Genomic DNA, 23875 nt, shown 5'->3' with positions numbered 1-23875 from the left:
AGAGCCATGTGCCCGCGGCGCGGACATCCATGGCGGCGTGCTGGGACGGCCCGTATGAGGTCACGCTGCCATGAGCGGGGCTCCGGCACCACGAGGCGGCCTGTGTCCCGGCCCGATTCCTGGTTCGCCTCCCGGTCCGTCCGCCGCCCGGATCACGGCCGGCCGGCGGCGGGGTCGGCGTGCCGCGCGGACGGGCCGGGGCGGGTGCGGGCCTCCGGCGGGATCAGCGCGCCGTGCCCGGCGCCGCACACGACCTCCACCCGCACCCGCTCGCCGCAGTCCCCGTGCACGACCTCCAGGGGCGGGCCCTCGGGATCCGCCGTGTAGCGGTCGCCCCACTGCTTGAGGGCGATCATGACCGGCCACAGCTCCCAGCCCTTGCGGGTGAGCCGGTACTCGTACCGGGTGCGGCTGCCGGGCTCGCTGTACGCGACGGTGTCCAGGATCCCGGCCGCGACGAGCTTGCGCAGCCGGTCCGCCAGCACGCTCTCGGAGAGCCCGACGTGCCGCCGGAAGTCGTCGAAGCGCCGTACACCGTTCATCGCGTCCCGCAGGACCAGCATCGACCACTTCTCGCCGATCAGGTCGAGCGCCCGCTGGACCGTGCAGTTCTCGGTACTTGTGTCGAGCCACGTCATGGGCCCCATCGTAGGCTGACTGCGGGATTGACAGCCAGGTGCCGACTGGCTAACTTCGAAAAACAGAGTCAGGCCGCGAGGCCGGATCACCTGATGCGGACCGCGAGTTCGGAGCGCGAGCTCGGATCACCGAGGAACGGGGAGCGCCATGGGCAGGTCTCGTACGTACGACTGGGAGGACCCGGCCGTCTCCGCGGCCGCCGTCGCCCGGTACAGCGGCCTCGACTTCCTCCGTGAGATGCGGGCCGGACGGCTCCCCGCGCCACCGGTCTCGGCGACCGTCGGCATGACCCTCGAAGAGGTCGAGCACGGCCGCGTGGTCTTCTCCCTGGTCCCGGGGGAGGAGCACTACAACCCGATCGGAAGCGTCCACGGCGGCGTCTACGCCACACTGCTCGACTCCGCGGCGGGCTGCGCGGTGCAGTCCGTGCTCCCCCGGGGCACCGGGTACACCTCGCTCGACCTGAACGTGAAGTTCCTGCGGCCGATCACCATGGACACCGGCAAGGTCCGCGCGGTCGGCACCGTACTCAGCAGCGGCCGCCGTACGGCCCTCGCCCAGGCGGAGCTCTTCGACGACGCCGACCGGCTGCTCGCCCACACCACCAGCAGTTGCCTGCTGTTCCCCGTCTGACCGGCCGCCCGCGGTCCCGGCGGGCCGACCGGCGGTCCCGGGGATAGCGTGCCGGTGTATGAGGACGAGCCTGCCCCTGGACGCCGTTCCGCGCCTGATCGTCGCGGTGGTCCTCGGTGCAGCGGCCGGCGCGGTCGTCGGGGTGTCGACCGACGTTCTGCTGGGCCTGCTCGCCGGCATCGCCGCGACGGAACTGCTCTTCGTCCTGGCGGGCTGGGCGGTGCTGTGGCCGATGACGGCCGCGGCCACCCGCGACAACGCGCGGCGCGAGGACTTCCGGCCCCTGACCGACGAACTCGTGGTGGTCGCCGTCGCCCTGTGCGGGCTCTTCGCCATCGTGCTGCTGCTCCTGCGCGGCGGCCGTGCCGACCACGGCCACGCCGCGGCCGTGACCGCCCTGTGCGGGGTCTTCCTGGCCTGGGCCGCCCTGCATCTGATGTACGCCACCCGCTACGCCTACGTGTACTACGAGGCCGACGGCGGCATCGACTTCAACACGGACGACCCACCGGCGTACCGCGACTTCTTCTACTTCAGCTACAACCTCGGAATGACCTATCAGGTGTCCGACACCGACGTCTCCAGCCCGAGGATCCGCTCGATCGTACTGAGGCACTCACTCCTGTCGTACGTGTTCGGCACCAGCATTCTCGCAACGGCCATCAACGTCGTCGTGGGACTCGTGAGCGGCTGACGGCACCGCGGCCGCACCCGGTTCTGGTGCGGTTTCCCCGGGGACGAAGCAGGATGGGAGAAGGAACCGACCGGTCCGCGTACGACGGACACCTTCGCCTACGACCGACACTCCGCGTCCCATGAATCATGAGGAGGACGACTCTTGGCCGAGCCACAGGCCGTGATCTCCCGACCGGCCGGGGCCACCGTCTTCCTCGTGGTCACCGTCACGCCGGGGCACGAGGACACGGTCCGGGCCCTGCTGGAGGATGTCTCGGGACTGCGCCGTTCCGTCGCCTTCCGGGCGCCGGGCGACGACCTCGACTGCGTCGTCGGCATCGGATCCGCTGCCTGGGACCGGCTGTTCGACGGACCCCGCCCCCAACATCTCCACCCGTTCACGGAGTTGACGGGCAAGCGCCACCGGGCTCCGGCCACGCCGGGCGACCTCCTGTTCCATGTCCGGGCCCGTCGGGCGGACCTCTGCTTCGAACTGGCCCGGCTGATCGTGGAACGACTGGACGGCGCGGTCACGGTCGTCGACGAGGTCCATGGATTCAAGTACTTCGACAACCGCGACCTGCTCGGCTTCGTCGACGGCAGCGAGAACCCCGAAGGCCGGCCGGCCGCCGACGCCGTCCTCGTCGGCGACGAGGACCCGGCCTTCGCGGGCGGCAGTTACGTGATCGTCCAGAAGTACCTGCACGACCTGCGGACGTGGAACACGCTGCCGTCGGACGAGCAGGAGAAGGTCATCGGGCGCACGAAGCTCGCCAATGTGGAACTCCCCGACGACGTCAAGCCGGCCGACTCCCACGTGGCGCTCAACACCATCACCGGCGAGGACGGCGACGAACGCAGGATCGTGCGGGAGAACATGCCGTTCGGCTCCCTGGGACAGGGCGAGTTCGGCACCTTCTTCATCGGCTACGCCCGTACCCCCGAGGTGACCGAGCAGATGCTCCGGAACATGTTCCTGGGAGACGGCCGGGCCTCGCACGACCGCATCCTCGACTTCTCGACCGCGATCACCGGATGCCTCTTCCACGTACCGACCGCCGACTTCCTCGACGACCTGCCCGCGGCTCCCGGCGAGCGGGCGGCGGACGAGCGGGCGGCGGACCGTCCCGCCACTCCCGGCCTCCCCGCCGCCTCCGGCGAGCGGGCGGCGGCGGACGGCTCACTGGGGATCGGCAGCCTCAAAGGAGTCCGACCATGACGACCACGCCCGACGTCACCGCCCCCGGCACCGGTACCGGCAACCTGCACCGCGAACTCGCCCCCGTCACGCCCGCCGCGTGGAACGAGATCGAGGACGAGGCGCGCCGCACCTTCCGGCGCAACCTCGCGGGCCGGCGCGTCGTGGACGTGTCGGGCCCCGACGGCCCCGGACTCGCCGCGGTGGGCACCGGCCACCTGTCCCGCATCGACGGGCCGTCACCCGGTGTCGCCGCCCGGCTGCGCCAGGTGCGGCCGCTGGTCGAGCTGACGGTGCCGTTCAGGGTGAGCCGCGCCGCCGTCGACGACGTGGACCGCGGCGCCAAGGACTCCGACTGGCAACCGGTCAAGGACGCGGCGCGCACCATGGCGTTCGCCGAGGACCAGACCGTCTTCAACGGGTACACGGCGGCCGGTGTCGAGGGTCTTCGCGCGCGTACCTCCAACCCCGTCCTCCGGCTGCCCGCGCAGCCGCGCGACTTCCCGGACGCGGTCAGCCACGCCCTGAGCACCCTGCGGCTGGCGGGTGTGCAGGGCCCGTACGCGCTGCTGCTGGGCGCGGAGGCGTACACGGCCGTCAGCGAGACCTCCGACCACGGCTATCCCATCGCCGCCCACCTCGGACGGATGCTCGACGGCCGGCTGATCTGGGCGCCCGCCGTGGAGGGGGCCTTCCTGCTCACGACCAGGGGCGGCGACTACGAACTCAGGCTCGGTGAGGATCTCGCCATCGGCTACACGGCCCATGACGCGACCGGCATCGACCTGTACTTCCGGCAGACCCTGACCTTCCTGGTCCACACGGACGAGGCCGTGGTGGCGCTCGACCCGTGGATCGGGACCGACACCGGCTCGGGCAGCGGCTCGGACACCGGGGCGGGCGCGGGCAGGGCCTGACCCCGCCCGGGGTGCGTGGGCGTCCTCCCCGACGTTCGGTACGGCGCTCCGCGAGGGTTCCCGGGCGGTTCTCCGGAGGTTCTCCGGAGAACCGCCCGTTTCCCGTCGTCCGCCAACGCGCCTCCCCCTCCGGCGAGTTCAGACCTCTCCGGGGAAAGACGGCAGGCCAGGACCCGCGCTTCGCGGACGGCCGCTCCGGTTGCGGAGCAATAGGCGCCGCGAAATGGTGGAAAGGACCCATCGCCGCACCGGGAGCCGCCCCATGTCGATGTCGTCCTACGGTTTCGGCTCGTCCGACCCTTTCGGTGAACTGCTGAACCGGTTTTTCGGGATGTCACCCGCGTCGTCTCCTCCAGCGGTGCAGCGGGTGCCCATCGGACGGCTGCTGACGGAGTCCTCGCAGGAACTGCTGAACCTGGCCGCGCAGCGGGCCCTGCAGGACGGGTCGTCCGATCTCGACACCGAGCACCTGCTCTGGGCCGCCACGAAGGTGGAACCCTCGCGTTCGCTGCTGGCCCGCGCGGAGGTGGACCCCGACGCCCTCGCCGCCCAGCTCGCCGAGGTGCTTCCCCGGGAGAGCAGCGAACCGTCCTCGGAACCGGGCCTCACCCCGGCGGCCAAGCGCACCCTCGCCACCGCCTACGCCCGCTCGCAGGCGTCCGGAGTGTCCTACATCGGCCCCGAGCACATTCTCGGCGCCCTGCTCGGTGACGCCGACACCGGCGCCGCCCAGCTTCTGCGCGCCGACGGTCAGGACGCGCAGAAACTGGCGGGACTCACGGAACGGACGGGCCGCCCGGACAACCGTCCCGCCGAGCCGGACAAGCCGGCGACGACCCTGGACGAGTTCGGACGCGACCTGACGGAAGAGGCGAAGGCCGGGCGGCTCGACCCGGTCGTGGGACGGGCCGAGCAGATCGAGCAGACCATCGAGATCCTTTCGCGGCGGTCCAAGAACAACCCCGTGCTCATCGGCGAGCCGGGCGTCGGCAAGACCGCGATCGTCGAGGGACTGGCCCAGCGCATCGTGTCCGGAGACGTCCCCGACACCCTGAAGGGCAAGCGCGTCGTCTCGCTCGACCTGTCCGGCATGGTGGCGGGTGCCCAGTACCGCGGGCAGTTCGAGGAGCGGCTGAAGAAGGTCATCGAGGACGTCCAGGCATCGGACGGGGAGATCGTCCTCTTCATCGACGAACTGCACACGGTCGTCGGCGCGGGCGCGACGGGCGAGGGCTCGATGGACGCCGGGAACATGCTCAAGCCCGCTCTCGCCCGCGGAGAACTGCACGTGGTGGGCGCGACCACCATCGACGAGTACCGCAAGTACGTCGAGAAGGACGCGGCCCTCGAACGGCGCTTCCAGCCGGTACTGGTCCCGGAGCCGACGGTCGAGGAGACCGTGCAGATCCTGGAAGGTCTGCGCGACGCGTACGAGGCGCACCACCAGGTCCGCTTCGCCGACGGCGCCCTGGCCGCGGCGGCGGAACTGTCCGACCGGTACATCAGCGACCGGTTCCTGCCCGACAAGGCGATCGACGTGATGGACCAGGCGGGCGCCCGGGTCCGGCTGCGCGGCGCCTCGCGCTCGACCGAGGTCGCCGAACGTGAGGACCGCGTCGCGAAACTGCGCCGGGAACGCGACCAGGCCGTCGCCGCCGAGGACTTCGAGCGCGCGGGACGGCTGAAGGGGCGGATCGCCGAGGCGGAGGGCGAGCGCGCGGGGATCGAGGAGCGGCGCGCCGGTGTCGTGTCCGTGACCGCCCGGGACATCGCGGACATCGTCTCCCGGCGCACCGGCATCCCGGTGTCCCAGCTGACCGCCAGCGAGAAGGAGAAGCTCCTCAAGCTGGAGGAGGAGATGCACGCCCGGATCGTCGGCCAGGACGAGGCGGTCACCGCCGTCTCGCAGGCGGTGCGCCGCAACCGGGCCGGTATGGGCGACCCGAACCGCCCCGTGGGTTCCTTCCTCTTCCTCGGCCCGACCGGCGTGGGCAAGACGGAGCTGGCCAAGACCCTCGCCGAGCTGCTGTTCGGCGACGAGAACCGCATGATCCGCTTCGACATGAGCGAGTTCCAGGAGAAGCACACGGTCGCCCGTCTCGTCGGAGCGCCTCCCGGATACGTCGGGTACGACGAGGCGGGGCAGTTGACCGAGAAGGTCCGTCGGCAGCCGTACAGCGTCGTGCTGTTCGACGAGGTGGAGAAGGCGCACCCCGACGTCTTCAACACGCTGCTCCAGATCCTCGACGACGGCCGCCTGACGGACGGTCAGGGGCGTACCGTCGACTTCCGGCACTGCGTCGTGATCATGACCTCGAACATCGGCGCGCGTCGCATCCTGGACCACCAGGGGGATGCGTCCGATCTCAAGGACGCGCTGATGGACGAGCTGCGGACCCGGTTCCTGCCCGAGTTCCTGAACCGCATCGACGACATCATCATCTTCCACAGCCTGACCGGGGACGACCTGGCGCAGATCGTCGGGCATCTGCTCGGGCGGAGCGAACGCCGGGTGCACGCGCAGGGCATGAAGCTGGAGGTGACGGAGGCGGCGAAGAAGCTGCTGATCGCCCACGGCCACCAACCGGAGTTCGGGGCGCGCCCGTTGAGGCGGACGATCCAGACCGAGCTCGACAACAGGATCGCGGAACTCCTGCTCGGCGGCGAGGCCGAGCCCGGCGACACGATCGTCGCCGACGACCGCGACGGCTCCGTCCACTGCACCGTGCGCAAGAGCGCCTCGGGCGGCGGTACTCCGGCCGACGGCGCGGAGGCGGGGAGCGGGAAGTCCGCCGTCGGCACGGGGGACGAGTAGGCAACGTAAGGCGAAGGACGGGAACGGAGGACTTCTGACACCGAAGACGTACCCGGGCGCGTGAACGCCGGGTAGTCGTTTGAGGAGGCGGCGCATGACGCACCACAAGTCCAACCGGGCTGTCGAAGGCGATCCGGAGCACGCTCACAACAGGGGAATGCCCCTGCGCTCCGACGATGACGAACTCCACGCACGTACGGTCCGTGAGCGGCGGGAGGCAGGGCTGCTGGGCGGTCCCATGGACGACCCCGAAGCCGAGTACCGCAGAGAGCGCGTGGAGATCGATCTGGAGGTGGGCGCCGGCCGGATCCCGACCGGCAACCTCACCCGGCGGTCCCGGGACCCCTACCCGCCCTCCAGTTACGGGGACTGAGATCGACGCGGGACGGTGATTTCAGGCCCCCGGTGATGTCGGACCCGCGGCGAGTCCGGTCACCCGGACGGATCGCCCAGGGACACGACCACCGCGCTCTGCGGTCCGTCGGGTGCCTGGAAGTCCACGGTGTCTCCCGCCCGGTGGCCGAGGAGAGCACGTCCGAGCGGGCTGTCGGCGGTGACGAGCGTCCGGTCCGCCACCGCCGCGGTCCCACCGATCTGGACGGTGTCCGTCGTGCCGTCCGCGAACCGGACGGTGACCGTGCTGCCGCCGCCGACCAGATCGGTCGGCGGCGGACCCGCCAGATCCGCCTGACGGAGCCGAGTGGTGATCTCGGCGATACGGTCGTCCAGCCGCTGGAGATCGTCGGTGCGCTGCAACTCGTCCGCTTCGTCGGCCCGGTCGCCCACCTCCGCGTCCGAGTCCCGCAGCGTCGCGGCGACCGTTCCCCGCTCGGCGTGGAGGTCGCCGAGCTCCTGCTCCAGAGCGTGCCGGGCGGCCTCGCTGATCGGCGCTGGTTCGCTGGTCATGCCTGCTCCTCGGGTGCCGAAGGAAGGGTCGTACGCGACCGTCATCAGCATATCTGTGCGTTTTGATGCGCCATCGAGTCGAATCGCGACGATATGTGATGTATGGAATCGTGGGCCACCGGAGTTCAGGACGCCTCGTGCCGTCCTGCGAGCGAGGGAGGTCCCATGTCGTCGAAGCGACGCCGGAAGAAGAAGGCGCGCCGCAAGCACGCCGCGAACCACGGGAAGCGACCCCAGTCCTAGTCATCGAGCCCGGTGAGACCCTTGAACGCATCCCAGGACGGCCAGGACGGGCGGGAACCCCGAGTGGGGCCCGCCCCCCAGGGCGAACCGGAATTCCACCCCTACCGTCACCCCGCGGCCGGCTGGGGTGCGGCCAAGAGCGTCGGCCGGTTCCTGGTGCGCGAACGCGCTCTCGTGGACGGTCCACGAGCGATCATGCGGATGAACCACGAGAACACGGGCTTCGACTGCCCCGGATGCGCGTGGCCCGACGACACCAAGGGCCTGCACCTGGACATCTGCGAGAACGGCATCAAGCACGTCACCTGGGAGATGACGAACAAGCGGGTCGGCCGCGAGTTCTTCGCAGCCCACTCGGTGACCGAGTTGTTCGGCTGGAGCGACTACGACCTGGAGGACCAGGGCCGGCTGACCGAACCCATGGTCTACGAACCGGAGTCGGACCACTACGTGCCGATCGCCTGGCGCGACGCGTTCGAACTCGTCGGCCGCGCACTGCGCGAACTGGACGATCCGAACAGCGCCTCGTTCTACACCTCCGGCCGCCTCGGCAACGAGGCCACGTTCCTCTACCAGTTGATGGCCCGCGAACTGGGCACGAACAATCTGCCCGACTGCTCGAACATGTGCCACGAGGCCAGCGGCCGTGGTCTGCAGGCGTCGCTGGGAACCGGCAAGGGCACCGCCGACCTCAAGGACTGGGAGGCCACCGACGCCCTGTTCATCATGGGTGTCAACGCCGCCTCCAACGCGCCCAGGATGCTCACCGCCCTGGCCGAGGCCTACCACCGCGGCGCCCAGATCGTGCACGTCAACCCGCTGATCGAGGCGGCCGCCACCCGTACGATCGTTCCGCACGACTTCACGGACATGGCCGTCCTCAAGTCCACCCGGACCAGCACCCTGAACCTCCAGCCGCGCATCGGCGGCGACATGGCGCTGCTGCGCGGTATGGCCAAGGCGATCCTGGAGCAGTCGAGCACCGATCCCAAGGCCCTGGACCGGGAGTTCATCGACCGCCACACGGCGTACTTCGACAAGTACCGCGCGGTGTGCGAGGCCACGTCCTGGGACGAGATCGAGCGCCAGTCCGGCATCGACCGGGACGGCATCCTCAAGGCGGCGCGGGTGTACCGCGACGCCGACCGCTCCATCATCAGCTGGTGTCTGGGCGTCAGCCAGCACGAGCACGGCGTCGACACCGTGCGGGAGATCGTCAACCTCCTTCTGCTGCGCGGCAATCTGGGCCGCGAGGGCGCCGGTCCCTCACCGGTGCGCGGCCACAGCAACGTCCAGGGCAACCGCACGTGCGGCATCGACCACCGGCCGAGCGAGGAGTTCCTGGACCGGCTGGCCGAGGTGTGCAAGATCGACCCGCCCCGCGAGCACGGCCGGGACACCGTGGCCACCATCCGGGCCATGCACGGCGGCGAGGTGAAGGTGTTCGTCGGCATGGGCGGCAACTTCGCCCTCGCCGCGCCCGACACCCCGTACACCTACGCGGCGTTGCGCAACTGCGACCTCACGGTGCAGGTGAGCACCAAGCTCAACCGCAGCCACCTCGTGCACGGCCGCCGCGCGCTCATCCTCCCGTGCCTGGGCCGGACCGAGAAGGACCATCAGCGCGGCGGCGTCCAGAGCACCTCGGTCGAGGACTCGATGAGCATGGTCCACCTGTCCGTCGGCATGAAGCGCCCCGCCTCGAAGCACCTGCTGTCCGAGCCCGCGATCGTCGCCGGAATGGCCCGCGCGGCCCTTCCGGACAGCGGGACTCCGTGGGAGTGGTACATCGAGGACTACGACCGCATCCGCGACACCATGGCGCAGGCCCTCGACGGGTTCGAGGACTGCAACCGCCGTGTGCGCCTGCCGCTCGGCTTCCGCATCAAACAGCCCGCCCGCGAACTGGTCTTCCTCACACCGTCGGGCCGGGCCGAGTTCTCCGCGGCCCCGCTGCCCGACGTGGTCCCCGCCCCCGGCACGCTGGCGCTCGGCACCATGCGGTCCCACGACCAGTGGAACACGACGATCTACTCCGACAACGACCGCTACCGGGGCGTCAAGAACCTGCGGACCCTCGTGTTCATGAACGAGGGCGACATGCGTGAACGCGGCATCTCCGAGTTCACCCCGGTCGACATCGTCAGCACGGCCAAGGACGGCAGCCACCGCGGTCTCGACGGCTACCTGGCCATTCCGTACGACATCCCGCGCGGCTGCGCGGCCGGCTACATGCCGGAGATGAACGTCCTGTGCGCGATCGGCGACTACAGCCTCCAGAGCGACCAGCCCCTGATGAAACACGTCAAGGTCACCATCACACCGGCCGGCTGAGTACCGAGGGCCGGCGACCGGCGGGTGATTTTCGGTCGGGGTGGCCGAGGGGTGCCGGCGGGTGAAGGGGGCGGATTCGGGGTCCGGGGGGCGGGATCGCGCACGGGGTGGGCGGAAATGGGCGGGGGCGGCACGGGAGTGCCGGGCGGGGCGGAATTCCGGGCGGCAGTTTCGCGGCGGTTACCTGTGATCGCATGGTGACTGAATTCGATCTGCGTGGGCTGGACATGCCTTGCCGCGTTCAACTAAATTCGCGGCAGCTCCGAGCACGGCTCCCTTTTCCCGGAATCACACTTCAAGAAAGAGGTGTCCCATGCGCGAAGAAATGGAAATCGAATTCGAGCAGTCCGCTTTTGAGGTCCTGGCCGAGGACGAGTACGCGGCCGCCCAGACCTGTCAGCTTCCCACTGCCGCCTGACAGTGGCCACGACCGTGCGCCTGCGGATATCGCGCCTTTGCGTCTTCTTCTGGCGCAACGGTCAGCTGGTCTGTGACGATCCGGTGCGGCACCGTCAGCTGGCGCTCGGCGCCGAAGCACGGCGGTTGCTGCACCGGTTCGCCGACTGGACCGGGGTCGACGCCGACCTCGATCCCGTCGTCGGCGGCAACTCGCTGATACGGCAGTTGCTCGCCGCCCATGTGCTCGTCGCCGAGGACTCGGCCGAGCACCGCTTCGAGGAGCGGCTCGGGCCCTGGTCCTCCTGGGGCACCTCGGCCACCTACTTCCATCTGGCCAGCCGTAATCTGCACGACGAGAAATTCTCCACCGCGGCCGAGGACACCGCCTGGCTGGTGAACCGGCTGCCGGATTGTCCGCAACCGCCGGAATTCAAGGAATATCCGGAAGCCGAGCGGTTTCCGCTGACCCGCGTGGATTCTGACGACCTGGGCGGCATCGGGCTGGCGCAGGCTTTACGGGCCCGGCGTTCCACCCGGAAATTCGACGCCGCTCGGCCCATGACGGAACCTCAGCTCGCCGCGCTGCTGCGCTGGGTCGGCGGCCCGCTGCACTCCGTGCGGTCGGGGGAGGCGGCGGGGCTGCGCCCGGCGGTGCTGAAGGCGAGCCCCTCGCCGGGTGCGCTGCAGGCGCTGGAGATCTATCCCGTCGTGCTGGACGTCGAGGGCGTCGACCCGGGCATCTACCACTACCACTCCCGCGAGCACGCCCTGGAGTCCCTGCGGCCGGGCCCCGTCGACCGGGCGGAGGTCGTCCGCTGGTGCGGCGACCAGACCTACCTCGGCGACGTCGGCGTCCTCCTGCTCTACACCGCCGTACTGGAGCGCACCGCCTGGAAGTACCGGACCGGGCGGGTCTACCGGACGCTGTTCATGGAGCTCGGTCACGTCAGCCAGACCGCTTACCTGGTCGGTACCGCGCTCGGGCTCGGCATGCTCTTCACCGCGGCCACCCGGGACGCGGCCATCGAGGACGCGCTCGGGCTGGAGTGGGACAAGGAGATCCTGCTCGGGCTGAACGCGGCGGGAACGCCGACCACGGGCGAGGTGGCGCGTCAACGGGCCATGCTGGAGGGCGGGCCCGCGGGATTCTCGTTCGCCGAGGACGCGTGGGACGGGCTCGGATGATGAGCGACACCAGCGGCACCAGCGGCACCAGCGGCACCAGCGACACGAGCGGCACCAGCGGGGACGGGCTTCGTGCGTACGTCGATCTCGTCCGCCTCGATCGCAACCTCGCAGCCTTCCACCGCGCCGCCCGCCGGCACGGCGTCGCCGTACGCGCGCACGCCAAGGCCCACCGGACCGTGGAGATCGCGCACCGGCAGCGGCGGGCCGGGGCCGTCGGCATCGCCGTGAACCAGGTCGCCCAGGCCCGGCAGTACGCCGCCGCCGGGATCACCGACATCGTCATCGCGCATCCCTGGAACGACGCCTGGCGCCGGCCCCTGTTCGCCCGGCTGGCCCGGCGCTGCCGGGTGTCCGTGCACGTCGACGGCGTGGAGTCCGCGCTGGGACTGGGCGCGGCGGCGCGGGCGGCGGGCAGCGTGCTGGGCGTGCGGATACAGCTCGGCACCGGCGACGACGTGACGGCCACACCCGACGGTCACCTCCTGGAACTCGCCCGCGCGGTCACGGCCTCGCCCGCGTTGCGGCTCGACGGGGTCACCGGCTACCAGGCCCTCACCAGCGGGCAGGACGCCGCCGCGCGGGACGCGGTGGGACGGGACGCGGCCGAATACGTCGTACGGTGCGCCGCGTTGCTGCGCCGGCACGGGTTCCGCTTCCCCACGGTCGCGGTGGGCGGGACGCCCACGGCCGCGGGGGCGATGGCCGTCACGGGCGTGACCGAGATCTGCGCGGGCGCGTACGCGCTCCAGGACGCCGGGATGGCGGCGATCGGGGTGTGCGCGCTGGACGAGGTGGCCGTGTCCGTGAACGCCGGCCCGGACGCGGACGCGCTGCTGGACGCGTACCCGTATCCGTGGCAGGCGCCGGGCGAGAGGGTGCGGCGGGCGGGCGCCGAGGGCCATGTCCTGCCCCCGCACATCTGTGCGTTGATGCCCGGGATCGACCGGGTGACCGCTCAGGAGCCAGGACGGCCCGACCTCATCTGGCGGGTACGGAACGAGACCGACGAGCCGGGGGGACCGGAAGACGTATGGCAGGACGGGGGAAACGCGCGGGTGCCGGAACGGCGGAGCGACGGCGGGGCGGACCGGTAGAGCGGCCGTCGAGGCTCGCCGTTCTGCGGGTCCGCCGGTACCGCTGGTTCTTCCTGGCCCAGCTCAGTTCCTGCTTCGGGGACTTCATGGTCGCGCCCGCGCTGGCGTTCGCGGTGCTGGGGTTGTCGGGGTCGGCGGGCGATCTGGGGCTGGTGCTGGCCGCGCGGACGGTGCCGCTGGTGGCGCTGATGCTGGTGGGCGGGGCACTGGCCGACCGGCTGCCGCGGTACGCGGTGATGGTGGGCGCCGATGTGACACGGGCCCTCGTCCAGGCGGCGACGGCCGTGCTGGTGCTGGCGGGACACGCCCAGGTCGGGCAGTTGATGGCGTTGCAGGCCGTGCACGGCGCGGCGTCCGCGCTGTTCGTGCCGGCGGTCTCGGGGCTGCTCCAGCAGACGGTCCCGGAGGGGCAGCGGCAGTCGGCCAACGCCCTGCTCGGCATCCAGCGTTCCGCGGCCCAGATCGCGGCCCCCCTCCTGGCGACCCTGCTGGTGGTGACCGCCGGCGCCGGCTGGGCGATCGCCGCGGACGCGCTGAGCTTCGCGGTCAGCGCACTGTGCCTCGCGCGGCTGCGGCCGGCAGAGGCCGCGGCCACCCCGGTGGCGGCCAGGAGCACCCGCCGCCTCCTGGGCGAACTCCACGACGGCTGGCGGGAGTTCCGGTCCCGTTCCTGGGTGTGGTCGTTGATCGGGGCAGCCTCGCTGACCAACGGGTGCTACGCCGTGTTCACCGTGCTCGGGCCCGAGACGAGCGAGCGGGCGCTGGGCGGGCCGGGGGCCTGGGGCGCGGTGCTGACCGGGTTCGGGGCGGGGGCGGTGACCGGAGGCGCGGTCGCCCTGTACGTACGCCCCCGGCGGCCGCTGCGGTTCGCCGTGCTCGCCGTGTCACTGTTCGCCGCGCCGACGCTGGCGATGGCGTGGGCGACGTCCGTGCCGACGGTGGTCGGGGCGGCGTTCGTCGGCGGGCTCGGGCTGATGGTGTTCAACCCCCTGTGGGAGACGGTGCTGCAGCGCGAGGTGCCGGCCGCCTCGCTGTCCAAGGTCAGCGCGTACGAATGGCTCGGCTCCTACGCCATGCTCCCGCTGGGCCAGTCGCTGGCCGGCCCCGCCGCCGCGCTCTGGGGCACCCGCGACACCCTGCTGGCCGTCGGCCTGGCCCACCTGGCGATCGCGCTCGCACCCCTCGCCGTGCGGGACGTGCGGGAGATGCGGGAGATACGGGACGGGTCCGTGGAGCGGGACGAGCGCGAGGTGCGGGACCCGGTTGCCGTACCGGAGGAACGAACCACGAACGTGAGGAAGGACTGACAGATGACGAAGTCGCAGGGGAACGCGCCCGGGGCGGGGCCCGACCGGCCGTGGGCGGACAGCCTGCGGCGCGGGCGGGTGCCCGGGCCGAGGCTGGCGCAGCAGCGGGTGGTGGACGGCACCGGGCCGGGCACCCGCAGCGTGCACGCGGGCACCTACGAGGATCCGGTGACCGGGGCCGTGGGCACGCCCGTGTTCCAGAGCAGCACGTTCGCCTTCACCGAGGACACCTACGAGGCGTTCGACCAGGGCCACATCCGGGACGTACCGATCTACGGCCGCTACGGCAGCCCCAACCAGTGGGCGGTGCAGGAGAAGATCGCCTCGCTGGAGGGCGCCGAGAGCGCGCTCGTGTGCTCCTCCGGCATGGCCGCGATCACCACGACCCTGCTCGCGCTCACCAACCGCGGCGGGCACATCGTCAGTTCGCGGGACGTGTACGGCGGCACCTTCAACCTGCTGCGCGAGGACATGCACCAGCTCGGCCGCAGTGTCACGTTCACCGACCCCACCGACCTCGACGCGATCCGGGCGGCCGTGCGCGACGAGACGCAGGTGCTGTTCTTCGAGACGCTGACCAATCCCCTGCTCAAGGCGCTTCCGCTGCGGGAGCTCGGCGAACTGGCCCGGGAACACGGCCTGTTGCTGGTCGTGGACAACACCTTCCTCTCCCCGGTCTGCCTGCGGCCCCTCGACCACGGGGCGCATCTCGTCATCCACAGCGCCACCAAGTACCTGAACGGGCACAGCGACGTCACCGCGGGCGTCGTCTCCGGGCCACGCAAGTACGTGGACCGGGTGTGGTCCCAACTCCTCAAGTTCGGGGGATCGCTGGACGCGCTGATGTGCTTCCTGCTGGAGCGGGGGCTGAAGACGCTCGCCCTGAGGATGCGGCAGCACAGCGTCAACGCCGACGCGCTGGCCGGCTTCCTCGCCGGGCACCCGGCGGTGCGCGCCGTGCATCGTCCCGGCCGCCCGGACTACCCGTACCCGTGGCTGCGCGAGCTGTGCGCCGAAGGCTGGGGAGGCATGGTCTCCTTCGAGCTGGAGGGCGGTGACGAGGCCGCGCTGAAGCTGCTGGACCGGCTGCGGCTGCCCGTCGTCGCCACCAGTCTGGGCGGGGTCGAGTCACTGGTGAGCCTGCCGTTCAACACCTCGCACAGCTTCCTGACGGCCCGGCAGCGCCTCGACGTCGGCATCGAGCCCGGTCTGGTCCGCTTCTCGGCCGGTATCGAGGACACCGCGGATCTGCTGGCCGATCTCGACCAGGCACTGGGGGGACTGTGACATGCGCAACGGACTGAACATCACCGGTGTCTCGGAGACCGTGCACGAGCTGCGGGACCACCCCGAGGAGGCGATCGCGGACTTCGCCGTCGCCGCGCCGGTCGAGGCCGCGCACCCCGACGGCGGCATCCGCACCGAGGCCCTCACGCTCCGCTCGGGCACGATCCGGGTGGCCCGCGACTTCCGGATCGACCAGGGCGAGTTGGGCGCCGTGCCGTCGTACGGCGCGGACCGCGCCCCGACCCCGTACGAGTCCGCGCTGGCCGCGCTCGGCTCCTGTGTGCTGATCACGAAGGTCAACGGCTACACCGCCCGGGGTGTGACCCTCGGCTCGCTGCGGATGACCGTGACGGCGGGGCTCGCGCTGGACGCGGCGGGGCGGCCCGCGGCCGGCGCCGCGCTCCGCGACCTGGCCTGGCACTGCGAGCTCGACTGCGACGCCCCGCCGGACACCGTCGAGTCGATCAGCCGGCTCGTCACCGCGTTCAGCCCCAACCACCGGGTGTTCCTCGACGAGTCGGCGATCGAGCTCGTCGCCACGGTCCACCGTCCCGACGGCGGGAGCACCGAGGTGACCGTCCCCTGGGAGCCGCGGGACGCCCCGGCCGCCTCGACGGCCCCGGTACGCGCCGAGGTCGTGTGGGAGAACGGCTCCGAGGCGACGTACCGCACGGAGCTCACGCTGGACGGTGTGCGGCACCGGTCGGGTCCCCTCGTCGTCGACCAGGCCAAGCAGATGCTCGGCATCGACAAGGGGCCCAACTCCCAGGAGATCCTGCTGTCCGCGCTGTGCGGTGAACTCACCACGCTGGTGCGGGAGGAGACGCGCGGCCTCGGGCTGTCCGACGTGCGACTGCGGGCGGGGGGCCGGCTGGACACCCGGGGCATGCTGAACGTCGACCGGGACATCTCCAGCAGCTTCCACGACCTGCGGGTGCGGTTGAGCGCGCGGGGCGACACACCGGCCGACGAGCTGCGGGCGGCGCTCGGCCGGGCGATGTCCCGCGCGACGGTCCCGGCCACGCTGCGCCGTTCCGGTCCGGTCGACGTCCGTCTCACCCGTCCGGACGGGGCCGGGTTCTCCCATCGCAGTACGACCGCGCGGGCGGAGGCGATCCGCGACGAGGTCACCCGCCGGCAGCGCGCGGCCGCGTGAGCGCTCCGCCGCCGAGCTGCCGCCCCTACCGCCGGTTGCGGCCCCTTCGGGTCCCTACCGTCAAGTCCCGTAGGTAGTAGGCGACTTGGGAAGGAACACGTATGAACAACGGTCTTCGTACAGCGGCCGCGGCCGCGGCGCTGGTCACCGGGCTCGTCACGGCGGGCACCGTGCCCGCGGCGGCGTCCGCCCGGCCCGAGCGGATCACCTCGCAGGAGCAGCTCGCGGCGGGCATCGCCAAGGCTGTCGCGGCCGAGCAGGCGAACGGCGCCGTCACCGACGGCGTCGTGGGCGGCATCGTCGAGAGCATCGGCAAGTCGGGCGCCTACAAGGCCTCCTGCTAGGGATGCGGAGGTGAGCACCGTGGAGCGTCCCCTCAACTGGTGTCCCAGTGGCGACGCGAGTCGCCCCGAGTCCGTGGTCCTCGGCGTCCGCTCCGGGGAACGCGGCGAGGTCGTCTATCTCGCCGATCCGGTGCCGGCCGCCGAGGTGCTCGGCGCCGTCCCGGAGGGCATCGCGCCCAACCGGGTGCTGCGGTTCGCCTCGCACTGCGTGTCGGACTGCGCGAACCGGGTGGGCGAGTCGTGCGGTCTGATCGAGCGCATACGGGCCGTACCGGCGAAGGCCGCGACCGGTCCCGTGCCGCGGTGCCACCTCCGCCCGCACTGCAAGTGGTGGAACCAGGTCGGTGCGGAGGGCTGCCAACGCTGCCCCGCCGTCGTCACCCTCAACCCGCACGACGACGAGCTGAACGTGCTCGTCGCCAACCCCGACACCACCCTGGACGAGTTGGAGAGCTGGATAGCCGCGGACCGATGAGCCGCCCGGCGTACAGGGAGAACGATCAGGGCCCCGGGCCGGGGAACCGGTACCGGGGCCCGGCCCGTTTCATGAACCCAGAACACCCATAACACCCAGAACACCCAGAACACCGAGAGCACCGAGAACGGAGAGGGAGTTCCATGGCCGACTGGATACGGCGTTTTCACCCCGCACCCGATGCCCCCGCACGCCTGCTGTGCTTCCCGCACGCGGGTGGCGCGGCCGCCGCCCACCACGCCCTGTCGGCCGCGGTCACGGGTCCGGTGGAGCCCCTGGTGGTGCAGTACCCGGGGCGGCACGACCGTTTCACGGAGCCGTTCGCCGAGCGCGTGGACGAGGTCGTGGACGCCGTACTGGACGCACTGCCCGAGGATCCGGCCGACCGCCCCCTGGCACTGTTCGGGCACAGCATGGGCGCGGTCGTGGCGTTCGAGACGGCCAGGGCGCTCCAGGAGCGCGGCCTGACGCCCGCGGCGCTGTTCGTGTCGGGGCGCGGCGGGCCCTCGCTGCCGGTCGCCGCCCGGTGGCCGAAGCCGCCCTCGGACGCCGAACTGCTCGCGGAGATGCGGCTGCTGGCCGGGACCGACGACACACTGCTGGCCGACCCGGTGCTGCTGGAACTCGTACTGCCCGCCCTGCGCGCGGACTACGCGATGCTGTTCGCCCACACCCACCGCCCCGGTCCCCGGCTGCGCTGCCCGGTGGTGGCACTGACGGGGGACGCCGACCCGAGGGTGCCGGTCGCGGAGGTGGCGGCCTGGGAGAGGGAGACCGAGCGGGCGTTCACGACCTGTGTGCTGCCGGGCGGGCACTTCTACCTGGACGACCATCTGCCGTATGTGGCCCAGGTGCTGACGCAGGCCGCCGTACGCGTGTGAGGCGGGGCAGAGGTGGACGAAGGGGCCGGCGGAAACCGCCGGCCCCTTCTCTCACGCGCCCTCGAACTCGCTGAGCAGCGCGTCCAGCGAGTCGTCCGGCGCCTGGGCCTCGACGATCCGCCGGGCCAGTTCGTCGAGCGTCAGCTCCTCCAGGAACAGGGTGAGCGGGACGTCGACGCCGAAGTCGTCGCGCAGGCAGCCCACCAGGTGCACGGCGGCCAGGGAGTCCCCGCCGGCGGCGAAGTACGTCATCCCCAGGTCGTCGGCGGACTCCAGGCCGAGCGTCTCGACGAGCAGGGCGCGCACGGCCGGGTCGAGACCTGCGTCCGGCGCGCTCCCCGGCTCCGGCTCCGGGTCCGCGCGGACCGTCTCCAGGCCGAACGCCCCGTAGCTCTCACCCGCGAACGGATACGTCGGCAGCGAGACCCGGCGGCCCCGGTCCGGCCACGGCAGCCGCTCGTCGCGCAGCCATGCCTCGCCGATCGCCCGCAGGTCGTCGGCGCCCGCCGGGGCGGACCCCGCGCGGCCCTCGGCGAGTTCGGCCAGCCGGTCCGACGCCTCCGCACGGTCGGCGGCCAGGACGTAGGCGCGCTCGGCGAACGGGGTACGGCCGAAGCGGAGGGTGTGCGCGGTGTCCGCGAGGCTGGGGGCGCCGGGGGAGCGCAGGGCGGCGGCGAGCCGGCCCGCGAGGGCCCTGAGGGCGTCCCCGGTACGGGCGGAGAGCAGCAGGACCTCGGGGCCCGAGGTGCGGGGCGGCCCGGGGTGCGGCGGGGCCTGCTCCAGCGCCACGTGGACGTTGGTGCCGCCGATGCCGACGGAGCTGATGCCGGCCCGGCGCGGCCCGGACTCCGGCTCGGGCCAGGGCCCGGCCCGGTCGACGACGTGGAACGGCGACTCGTCCAGGGCGAGTTCGGGGTGCGGGCGGCCGGCTCCGGCGGTCGGGGCGAGGGTGGCGTGCTCCAGCATCAGGACGGTCTTGATGAACCCGGCCACGCCCGCCGCCGCGTCCAGGTGGCCGATGTTCGCCTTCACCGAGCCGAGGCCGACGGAGCGGGTGCCGAGGGCGCTCTTGAAGGCGGCGCTCGCGGCGCTCGCCTCGATCCGGTCGCCGAGTTCGGTGGCCGTGCCGTGCGCCTCCAGGTACTGGGCGTCGGCCGGGTCGAGGCCCGCCGCCGTCCAGGCCTCGACGATGGCGGCGGTCTGCTGGTCGACGCCGGGGGCGGTGAAGCCGACCCGGGCTGCACCGTCGTTGGTGACGGCGCTGCCGCGGATGACCGCCCGCACCGGGTCGCCGTCGGCGAGCGCGTCCGCGAGGCGGCGCAGTACGACGACGCCGACGCCGTTGCCGGGCACGGTGCCGCCGGACCGCTCGTCGAAGGGGCGGCAGCGGCCGTCGGGAGAGAAGATCCCTCCCTGGTAGTGGACGTAGCCACGCCTGCGTACGGTGTCGACGGCGACGCCTCCGGCGAGCGCGGTGTCGCAGTCCCCGAGCAGCAGCGCCTGGACGGCGAGGTGGATCGCGGTCAGCGAGGTGGAGCAGGCCGTCTGGACGGTGAGGCTCGGGCCGTCGAGGCCGAGGCGGTAGGAGATCCAGGGGGCGAGGAACTCGCGGTCGGTGAGGATGCGGACCTGGAGCGCGCCGAGCTGCGCGGCGAGCTTCGGGTCGGTCTGGGCGGCCAGCATGTGCTCGGTGACGCCGCCGCCGACGTAGACGCCGGTCCGCCGCGGCGCGTCGAGCGGGTCGTGGCCGGCGTCCTCCAGGGCGGACCAGGCGGTCTCCAGGAGCAGCCGGTGCTGCGGGTCCAGCGCCGCGGCCTCGGTGCGGTGGAAGCCGAACAGGGCGGCGTCGAAGCGGTCGGCGTCGGCGAGTACGCCCTTGGCGGGCACGTAGTCGCGGCCGCGGATCTCGTCCGGGTCGGCGCCGTCGGCGAGGAGTTCCTCCTCGGTGAGGTCGGTGATCGAGCAGGTCCCGGCGACGAGATTGCTCCAGTACGTGCCGAGGTCGGGGGCGCCGGGGAAGCGGCCGCTCATGCCGATGACGGCGATGGCCGAATCGAGGTTCTCGGGCGTTGCTGCGGTGGTGTCGGTCATCGGAGTGTCCCCTTCCGGGAGCGGAGTCGTCGGACGGCGGCGGTGCGCCGGTGGTGCCGTTCGCCGCCACGGGCGGCGGAGTCGGGAAGGTCCGCCCCGTGGGCCCGGTCGAGGCGGGCGGCGAGGGACGCGACCGTGGGGTGCCGGAACAGGTCGACGAGGGTCAGCCCGCCGTCCACGCCGGCGTCGCGCAGGGCGGCCAGCACCCGGAGCAGGCGGACCGAATTGCCGCCCATTTCGAAGAAGTTGTCGTGGACGCCGACCCGGTCCATGGTCAGCACGCGTGCCCACACGTCCGCGACCAGGCGTTCCATGGGGGTGTCGGCGGCCGTCCAGGACGCGTCCGGGGCGCGCAGGGTCAGGGCGGGCTCGGGCAGCCGGGAGCGGTCGATCTTGCCGTTGCTGCTGAGCGGCAACTCGTCGAGGCGGACGAACAGCTCGGGCACCATGAAGGCGGGCAGCCGTTCGGCGAGATGGGCGCGGAGCGCTTCGTCCGCGGGCGGCTCGCAGCCGTCGCGGCCCACCACATAGGCGACGAGCCGCTGTTCGCCCCCGGTCCCGCGCACGGTGGCCGCGGCGATCCGGACGTCCGGGTGGGCGGCCAGCAGCGACTCGACCTCGCCGAGTTCGAGGCGTACGCCCCGCAGCTTGACCTGGAGGTCGCTTCGCCCGAGGTAGGTCAGCACGCCGTGGGCGTCGACGCGGCCGAGGTCGCCGCTGCGGTACATCCGGGTGCCGGAGTCGCCGTAGGGGTCGGCGACGAACCGTTCGGCGGTCAGTCCGGGCTGGCCGATGTAGCCGCGGGCGAGTCCGGCACCGGCGATGTAGATCTCGCCGGTGACGCCGACGGGGACGGGGCGCAGCCGGTCGTCCAGGACGTAGTAGCGGGCGCCGGCGACGGACCGGCCGAGCACGACGGGGCCGCCCGGGACGAGGTCGCCGGTGTGGGAGTAGACGGTGACCTCGCTGGGGCCGTAGGCGTTCACGATCCGCCGCCCCGGCGCGTGCAGCCGCTCGACGAGTTCGGCGGGGCAGGACTCGCCGCCGACGGCGAGGGTGCGCAGGTCGGGCAGTTCTCCGGTGACGTCGGGCAGCAGCATGGCCGCGGACGGCGGCAGGAACACATAGGTGATCCGGGAGTCGCGCAGCCGGTGCAGCAGGGCCTCGCCGAGCCGCTCGTCCTCGTGCGGGACGTGCAGCTCGGCGCCCGCGACCCAGGGGAAGAACAGGTCGGAGACGGCGACGTCGAAGCCGAAGGCCACGAACTGAAGCACCCGGTCCTCGGCCGTCACCGGGAAGGAGTGGCGCGCGGCCATCGCCAGGTTGACCAGGGCCCGGTGTTCGACGGCCACACCCTTGGGACGACCGGTCGAGCCGGAGGTGAACAGGACGTAGGCGAGGTCGCGGGCGCCGGGCGCCGGTCCCGAGGCCACGGGCGGCTCCTCCGCGGGGTCGGGGCGGTCCACGCGCAGGCAGGGCACGCCGAGTTCCGCGGCCCGGTCGGCGGTGGCCCCGGCGGTCAGCAGCAGGCCGGCGCCGGAGCACTCGACCATGTAGCGCAGGCGGTCGTCGGGGTGGGCCCGGTCCAGGGGGACGTAGGCGCCGCCCGCCCGCAGCACCGCGAGGGCGGCGAGGCCCTGGTCAGCCGAGCGGGGCAGCAGCAGGCCGACGCGGAATCCGGGACGTACGCCCCTGGCGCGGAGCCGGGCGGCCAACGCGTCCGCGCGCTCGATGAGTTGGCGGTAGCTGAGGTGCTCCTCGCCGTACACCAGGGCGGTGGCGTCCGGGCGGGCCGCGGCGACGTCCGCGATCAGGTCGGGGACCAGGCGGTCGGCGGGGGCGGCGTCGGCGAGGCGGTCGGCCTGCGCGAGGATCAGGCGCCGCTCGTCCTCGGCGACGGGGTCGAGGGACGAGAGGGGCGCGTTCGGGGCGGCGAGAAGGCCGTCGAGGAGGACGGTGAAGTTGCGGGTCCAGCGGTGGACGGTCGCCGCTTCGAACAGGTCGGCGCGGTAGATGAACTGGGCCGCCAGGTCCTCGCCCCAGCGTTCGACATGCAGATGGAAGTCGAACTTCGCTGTGTCCAGGGCGAGTTCGAGACGGCGGGTGTCGGTGCCCGCGAGGTCCAGGGTGAGGGCGGTGTCGTCGTCGTAGGCGAACACGACCTGCACCACCGGGTCGTGGGCGCTCTCGCGGACCGGTGCGAGTGCGTCGACCACCGCGTCGAACGGGGCTTCCTGATGCGGGGCGCCGGCCCGCAGGGCGGTACGGATGCGGGCGGTGAGCTCGTGGAGGGAGGGGTCGCCGCTGAGATCGACGCGCAGGGCGAGGGTGTTGGCCAGCATGCCGACGGTCTGCTGGAGGTCGGGATGCTCGCGGCCGGACACCGGGTAGCCGATGACGAGGTCCTCGCGGCCGGTGAGGCGGCCGAGGAAGGCGGCGTAGGCGGCGAACAGCGTCATGAAGGGGGTCGCCCCCGCGGCGGCGGACGCCTCGGCGAGGCGTCCGCGGGTGGCGGCGGGCAGCAGGAAGGGGGCGGTGCCGCCGGACGCCGTGCGCACGGCGGGCCGCGGCCGGTCGGCCGGCAGTTCCAGGGTGGCGGGCGCGCCGCGCAGCGCGTCCACCCAGTGCCGTACGGCCGGTGCGCAGTCCCCGGCCGCCTGCCGTTCACGCTGCCACACCGCGAAGTCCGGGAACTGCAGGGCCGGTTCGGGTGGGCTGTGGGGCCGGCCGGCCGCCTCGTCGCGGTAGGCGGCGCCCAGCCCGTCGAGCATGACGCCCAGCGACCAGCCGTCGCAGACCAGGTGATGGGCGACGAGCAGGACGCGATGGGTGCCGTCGTCGACCGCGTACACGGTGCAGCGCAGCAGCGGTCCGGTGGCCGGGTCGAAGGGGCGGGCGGCCGCCGCCCGCATGAGGGCGTCCACGCGGTCGACGGGCACGCCCTCCTCGGTGGTGAGCGCGGCCCGGCCGGCGGCCCGTACGAGCTGGGTCTGGGTGCCGTCGGGGGCCGTGCGGAAGACGGTCCGCAGGGACTCGTGCCCGGCGACCAGCGCGTCCAGGGCGCGGCCGAACGCGGCGAGGTCGAAGGGGCCGCTCACGGCGAAGGCGGCGGGCACGTTGTACTGCGCGGTGCCGGGATTCAACTGGTCGAGGACCAGCAGCCGGCTCTGGGCGTCGGAGACGGGGAACTCGTACTCGTCGAAGGAGCCCTGGTCGGAGGCCGGCTGAACGTCGGCGAGCGTGTCGAGGGTACCTAGGGCGTCGAGGGTGTCGAGGGTGTCGATCGTCATGGG

20 protein-coding genes are annotated in these 23875 nt (G+C 72.3%); 16 read left to right on the top strand and 4 right to left on the bottom strand.

All coding sequences use genetic code 11. The annotated features are described in order from the left end of the window. Positions 1–152: 152 nt before the first annotated feature. Positions 153–638, bottom strand: a complete 486-nt coding sequence (locus OHT01_RS09875) for a winged helix-turn-helix transcriptional regulator (RefSeq protein WP_328552759.1) — start codon at positions 636–638, stop codon at positions 153–155. 148 nt (positions 639–786) lie between these two features. Here OHT01_RS09875 and OHT01_RS09870 point away from each other — a divergent pair, with 148 nt between their 5' ends. The 6 genes from OHT01_RS09870 to OHT01_RS09845 all read left to right on the top strand — a co-directional run bounded on the left by OHT01_RS09870 (position 787) and on the right by OHT01_RS09845 (position 7250). After that, on the top strand, positions 787–1272 hold the full coding sequence (locus tag OHT01_RS09870) for a PaaI family thioesterase (RefSeq protein WP_328552758.1): 486 nt from the start codon (positions 787–789) through the stop codon (positions 1270–1272). Positions 1273–1330: 58 nt separating this feature from the next. Beyond that, complete coding sequence (locus OHT01_RS09865; protein ID WP_328552757.1) at positions 1331–1966, top strand: DUF1345 domain-containing protein; 636 nt, start codon at positions 1331–1333, stop codon at positions 1964–1966. Positions 1967–2110: 144 nt separating this feature from the next. Then, positions 2111–3166, top strand: a complete 1056-nt coding sequence (locus OHT01_RS09860) for a Dyp-type peroxidase (RefSeq protein WP_328552756.1) — start codon at positions 2111–2113, stop codon at positions 3164–3166. Beyond that, positions 3163–4062, top strand: a complete 900-nt coding sequence (locus tag OHT01_RS09855) for a family 1 encapsulin nanocompartment shell protein (RefSeq protein WP_328552755.1) — start codon at positions 3163–3165, stop codon at positions 4060–4062. The genes OHT01_RS09860 and OHT01_RS09855 overlap by 4 nt, the downstream gene beginning before the upstream one ends. 262 nt (positions 4063–4324) lie before the next feature. Continuing rightward, positions 4325–6877 (top strand): ATP-dependent Clp protease ATP-binding subunit, encoded by a 2553-nt coding sequence (locus OHT01_RS09850; protein WP_328552754.1) that lies wholly within the window; start codon positions 4325–4327, stop codon positions 6875–6877. A gap of 94 nt (positions 6878–6971) precedes the next feature. Beyond that, positions 6972–7250, top strand: coding sequence for a hypothetical protein (locus OHT01_RS09845; protein WP_328552753.1), 279 nt, complete (start codon positions 6972–6974; stop codon positions 7248–7250). 59 nt (positions 7251–7309) lie between these two features. Here the strand turns inward: OHT01_RS09845 and OHT01_RS09840 are convergent, their stop codons facing one another. Then, entirely contained in the window at positions 7310–7783 is a 474-nt protein-coding gene (locus tag OHT01_RS09840) for a GreA/GreB family elongation factor (protein WP_328552752.1), read from the bottom strand. Positions 7784–7885: 102 nt separating this feature from the next. Between OHT01_RS09840 and OHT01_RS40160 the strand changes: the two genes are divergently transcribed. From OHT01_RS40160 to OHT01_RS09795, 10 genes are all read left to right on the top strand, one after another. Further along, positions 7886–8026 carry a 50S ribosomal protein bL37 gene (locus OHT01_RS40160; protein WP_405915783.1) on the top strand — a complete coding sequence of 47 codons (141 nt, stop codon included), beginning with the start codon at positions 7886–7888 and terminating at the stop codon, positions 8024–8026. Positions 8027–8047: 21 nt separating this feature from the next. Next, positions 8048–10360 (top strand): FdhF/YdeP family oxidoreductase, encoded by a 2313-nt coding sequence (locus OHT01_RS09835; RefSeq protein ID WP_328552751.1) that lies wholly within the window; start codon positions 8048–8050, stop codon positions 10358–10360. 432 nt (positions 10361–10792) lie between these two features. Next, complete coding sequence (locus OHT01_RS09830; protein WP_328552750.1) at positions 10793–11944, top strand: SagB/ThcOx family dehydrogenase; 1152 nt, start codon at positions 10793–10795, stop codon at positions 11942–11944. Continuing rightward, complete coding sequence (locus OHT01_RS09825; protein WP_328552749.1) at positions 11941–13041, top strand: alanine racemase; 1101 nt, start codon at positions 11941–11943, stop codon at positions 13039–13041. Before OHT01_RS09830 ends, OHT01_RS09825 begins: the two co-directional genes overlap by 4 nt. Next, positions 12978–14348, top strand: coding sequence for an MFS transporter (locus OHT01_RS09820; protein WP_328552748.1), 1371 nt, complete (start codon positions 12978–12980; stop codon positions 14346–14348). The genes OHT01_RS09825 and OHT01_RS09820 overlap by 64 nt, the downstream gene beginning before the upstream one ends. A gap of 3 nt (positions 14349–14351) precedes the next feature. Further along, positions 14352–15635, top strand: coding sequence for a trans-sulfuration enzyme family protein (locus OHT01_RS09815; protein WP_328552747.1), 1284 nt, complete (start codon positions 14352–14354; stop codon positions 15633–15635). Position 15636: 1 nt separating this feature from the next. Further along, positions 15637–16791, top strand: a complete 1155-nt coding sequence (locus OHT01_RS09810; protein ID WP_328552746.1) for an OsmC family protein — start codon at positions 15637–15639, stop codon at positions 16789–16791. 101 nt (positions 16792–16892) lie between these two features. Then, on the top strand, positions 16893–17135 hold the full coding sequence (locus OHT01_RS09805; protein ID WP_328552745.1) for a hypothetical protein: 243 nt from the start codon (positions 16893–16895) through the stop codon (positions 17133–17135). Between the two features lie 10 nt (positions 17136–17145). Then, on the top strand, positions 17146–17610 hold the full coding sequence (locus OHT01_RS09800; RefSeq protein ID WP_328552744.1) for a hypothetical protein: 465 nt from the start codon (positions 17146–17148) through the stop codon (positions 17608–17610). A 143-nt stretch (positions 17611–17753) separates the two neighbouring features. Next, the gene (locus OHT01_RS09795) at positions 17754–18491 is read left to right on the top strand and encodes a thioesterase II family protein (RefSeq protein ID WP_328552743.1); all 738 of its coding nucleotides are present in this window, start codon (positions 17754–17756) and stop codon (positions 18489–18491) included. A 51-nt stretch (positions 18492–18542) separates the two neighbouring features. Here OHT01_RS09795 and OHT01_RS09790 read toward each other — a convergent pair whose 3' ends face one another. Together OHT01_RS09790 and OHT01_RS09785 are read right to left on the bottom strand one after the other, a co-directional pair. Further along, positions 18543–20582, bottom strand: coding sequence for a beta-ketoacyl synthase N-terminal-like domain-containing protein (locus OHT01_RS09790; RefSeq protein WP_328552742.1), 2040 nt, complete (start codon positions 20580–20582; stop codon positions 18543–18545). After that, a complete protein-coding gene (locus OHT01_RS09785; RefSeq protein WP_328552741.1) occupies positions 20579–23872 on the bottom strand; it encodes a non-ribosomal peptide synthetase in 3294 nt (1097 codons plus the stop codon). Before OHT01_RS09785 ends, OHT01_RS09790 begins: the two co-directional genes overlap by 4 nt. Positions 23873–23875 lie beyond the last annotated feature (3 nt).

The sequence above is a fragment of the Streptomyces sp. NBC_00358 genome, from assembly GCF_036099295.1.
GTDB lineage: Bacteria > Actinomycetota > Actinomycetes > Streptomycetales > Streptomycetaceae > Streptomyces.
This window is presented reverse-complemented; position numbering and strand designations above follow the sequence as displayed.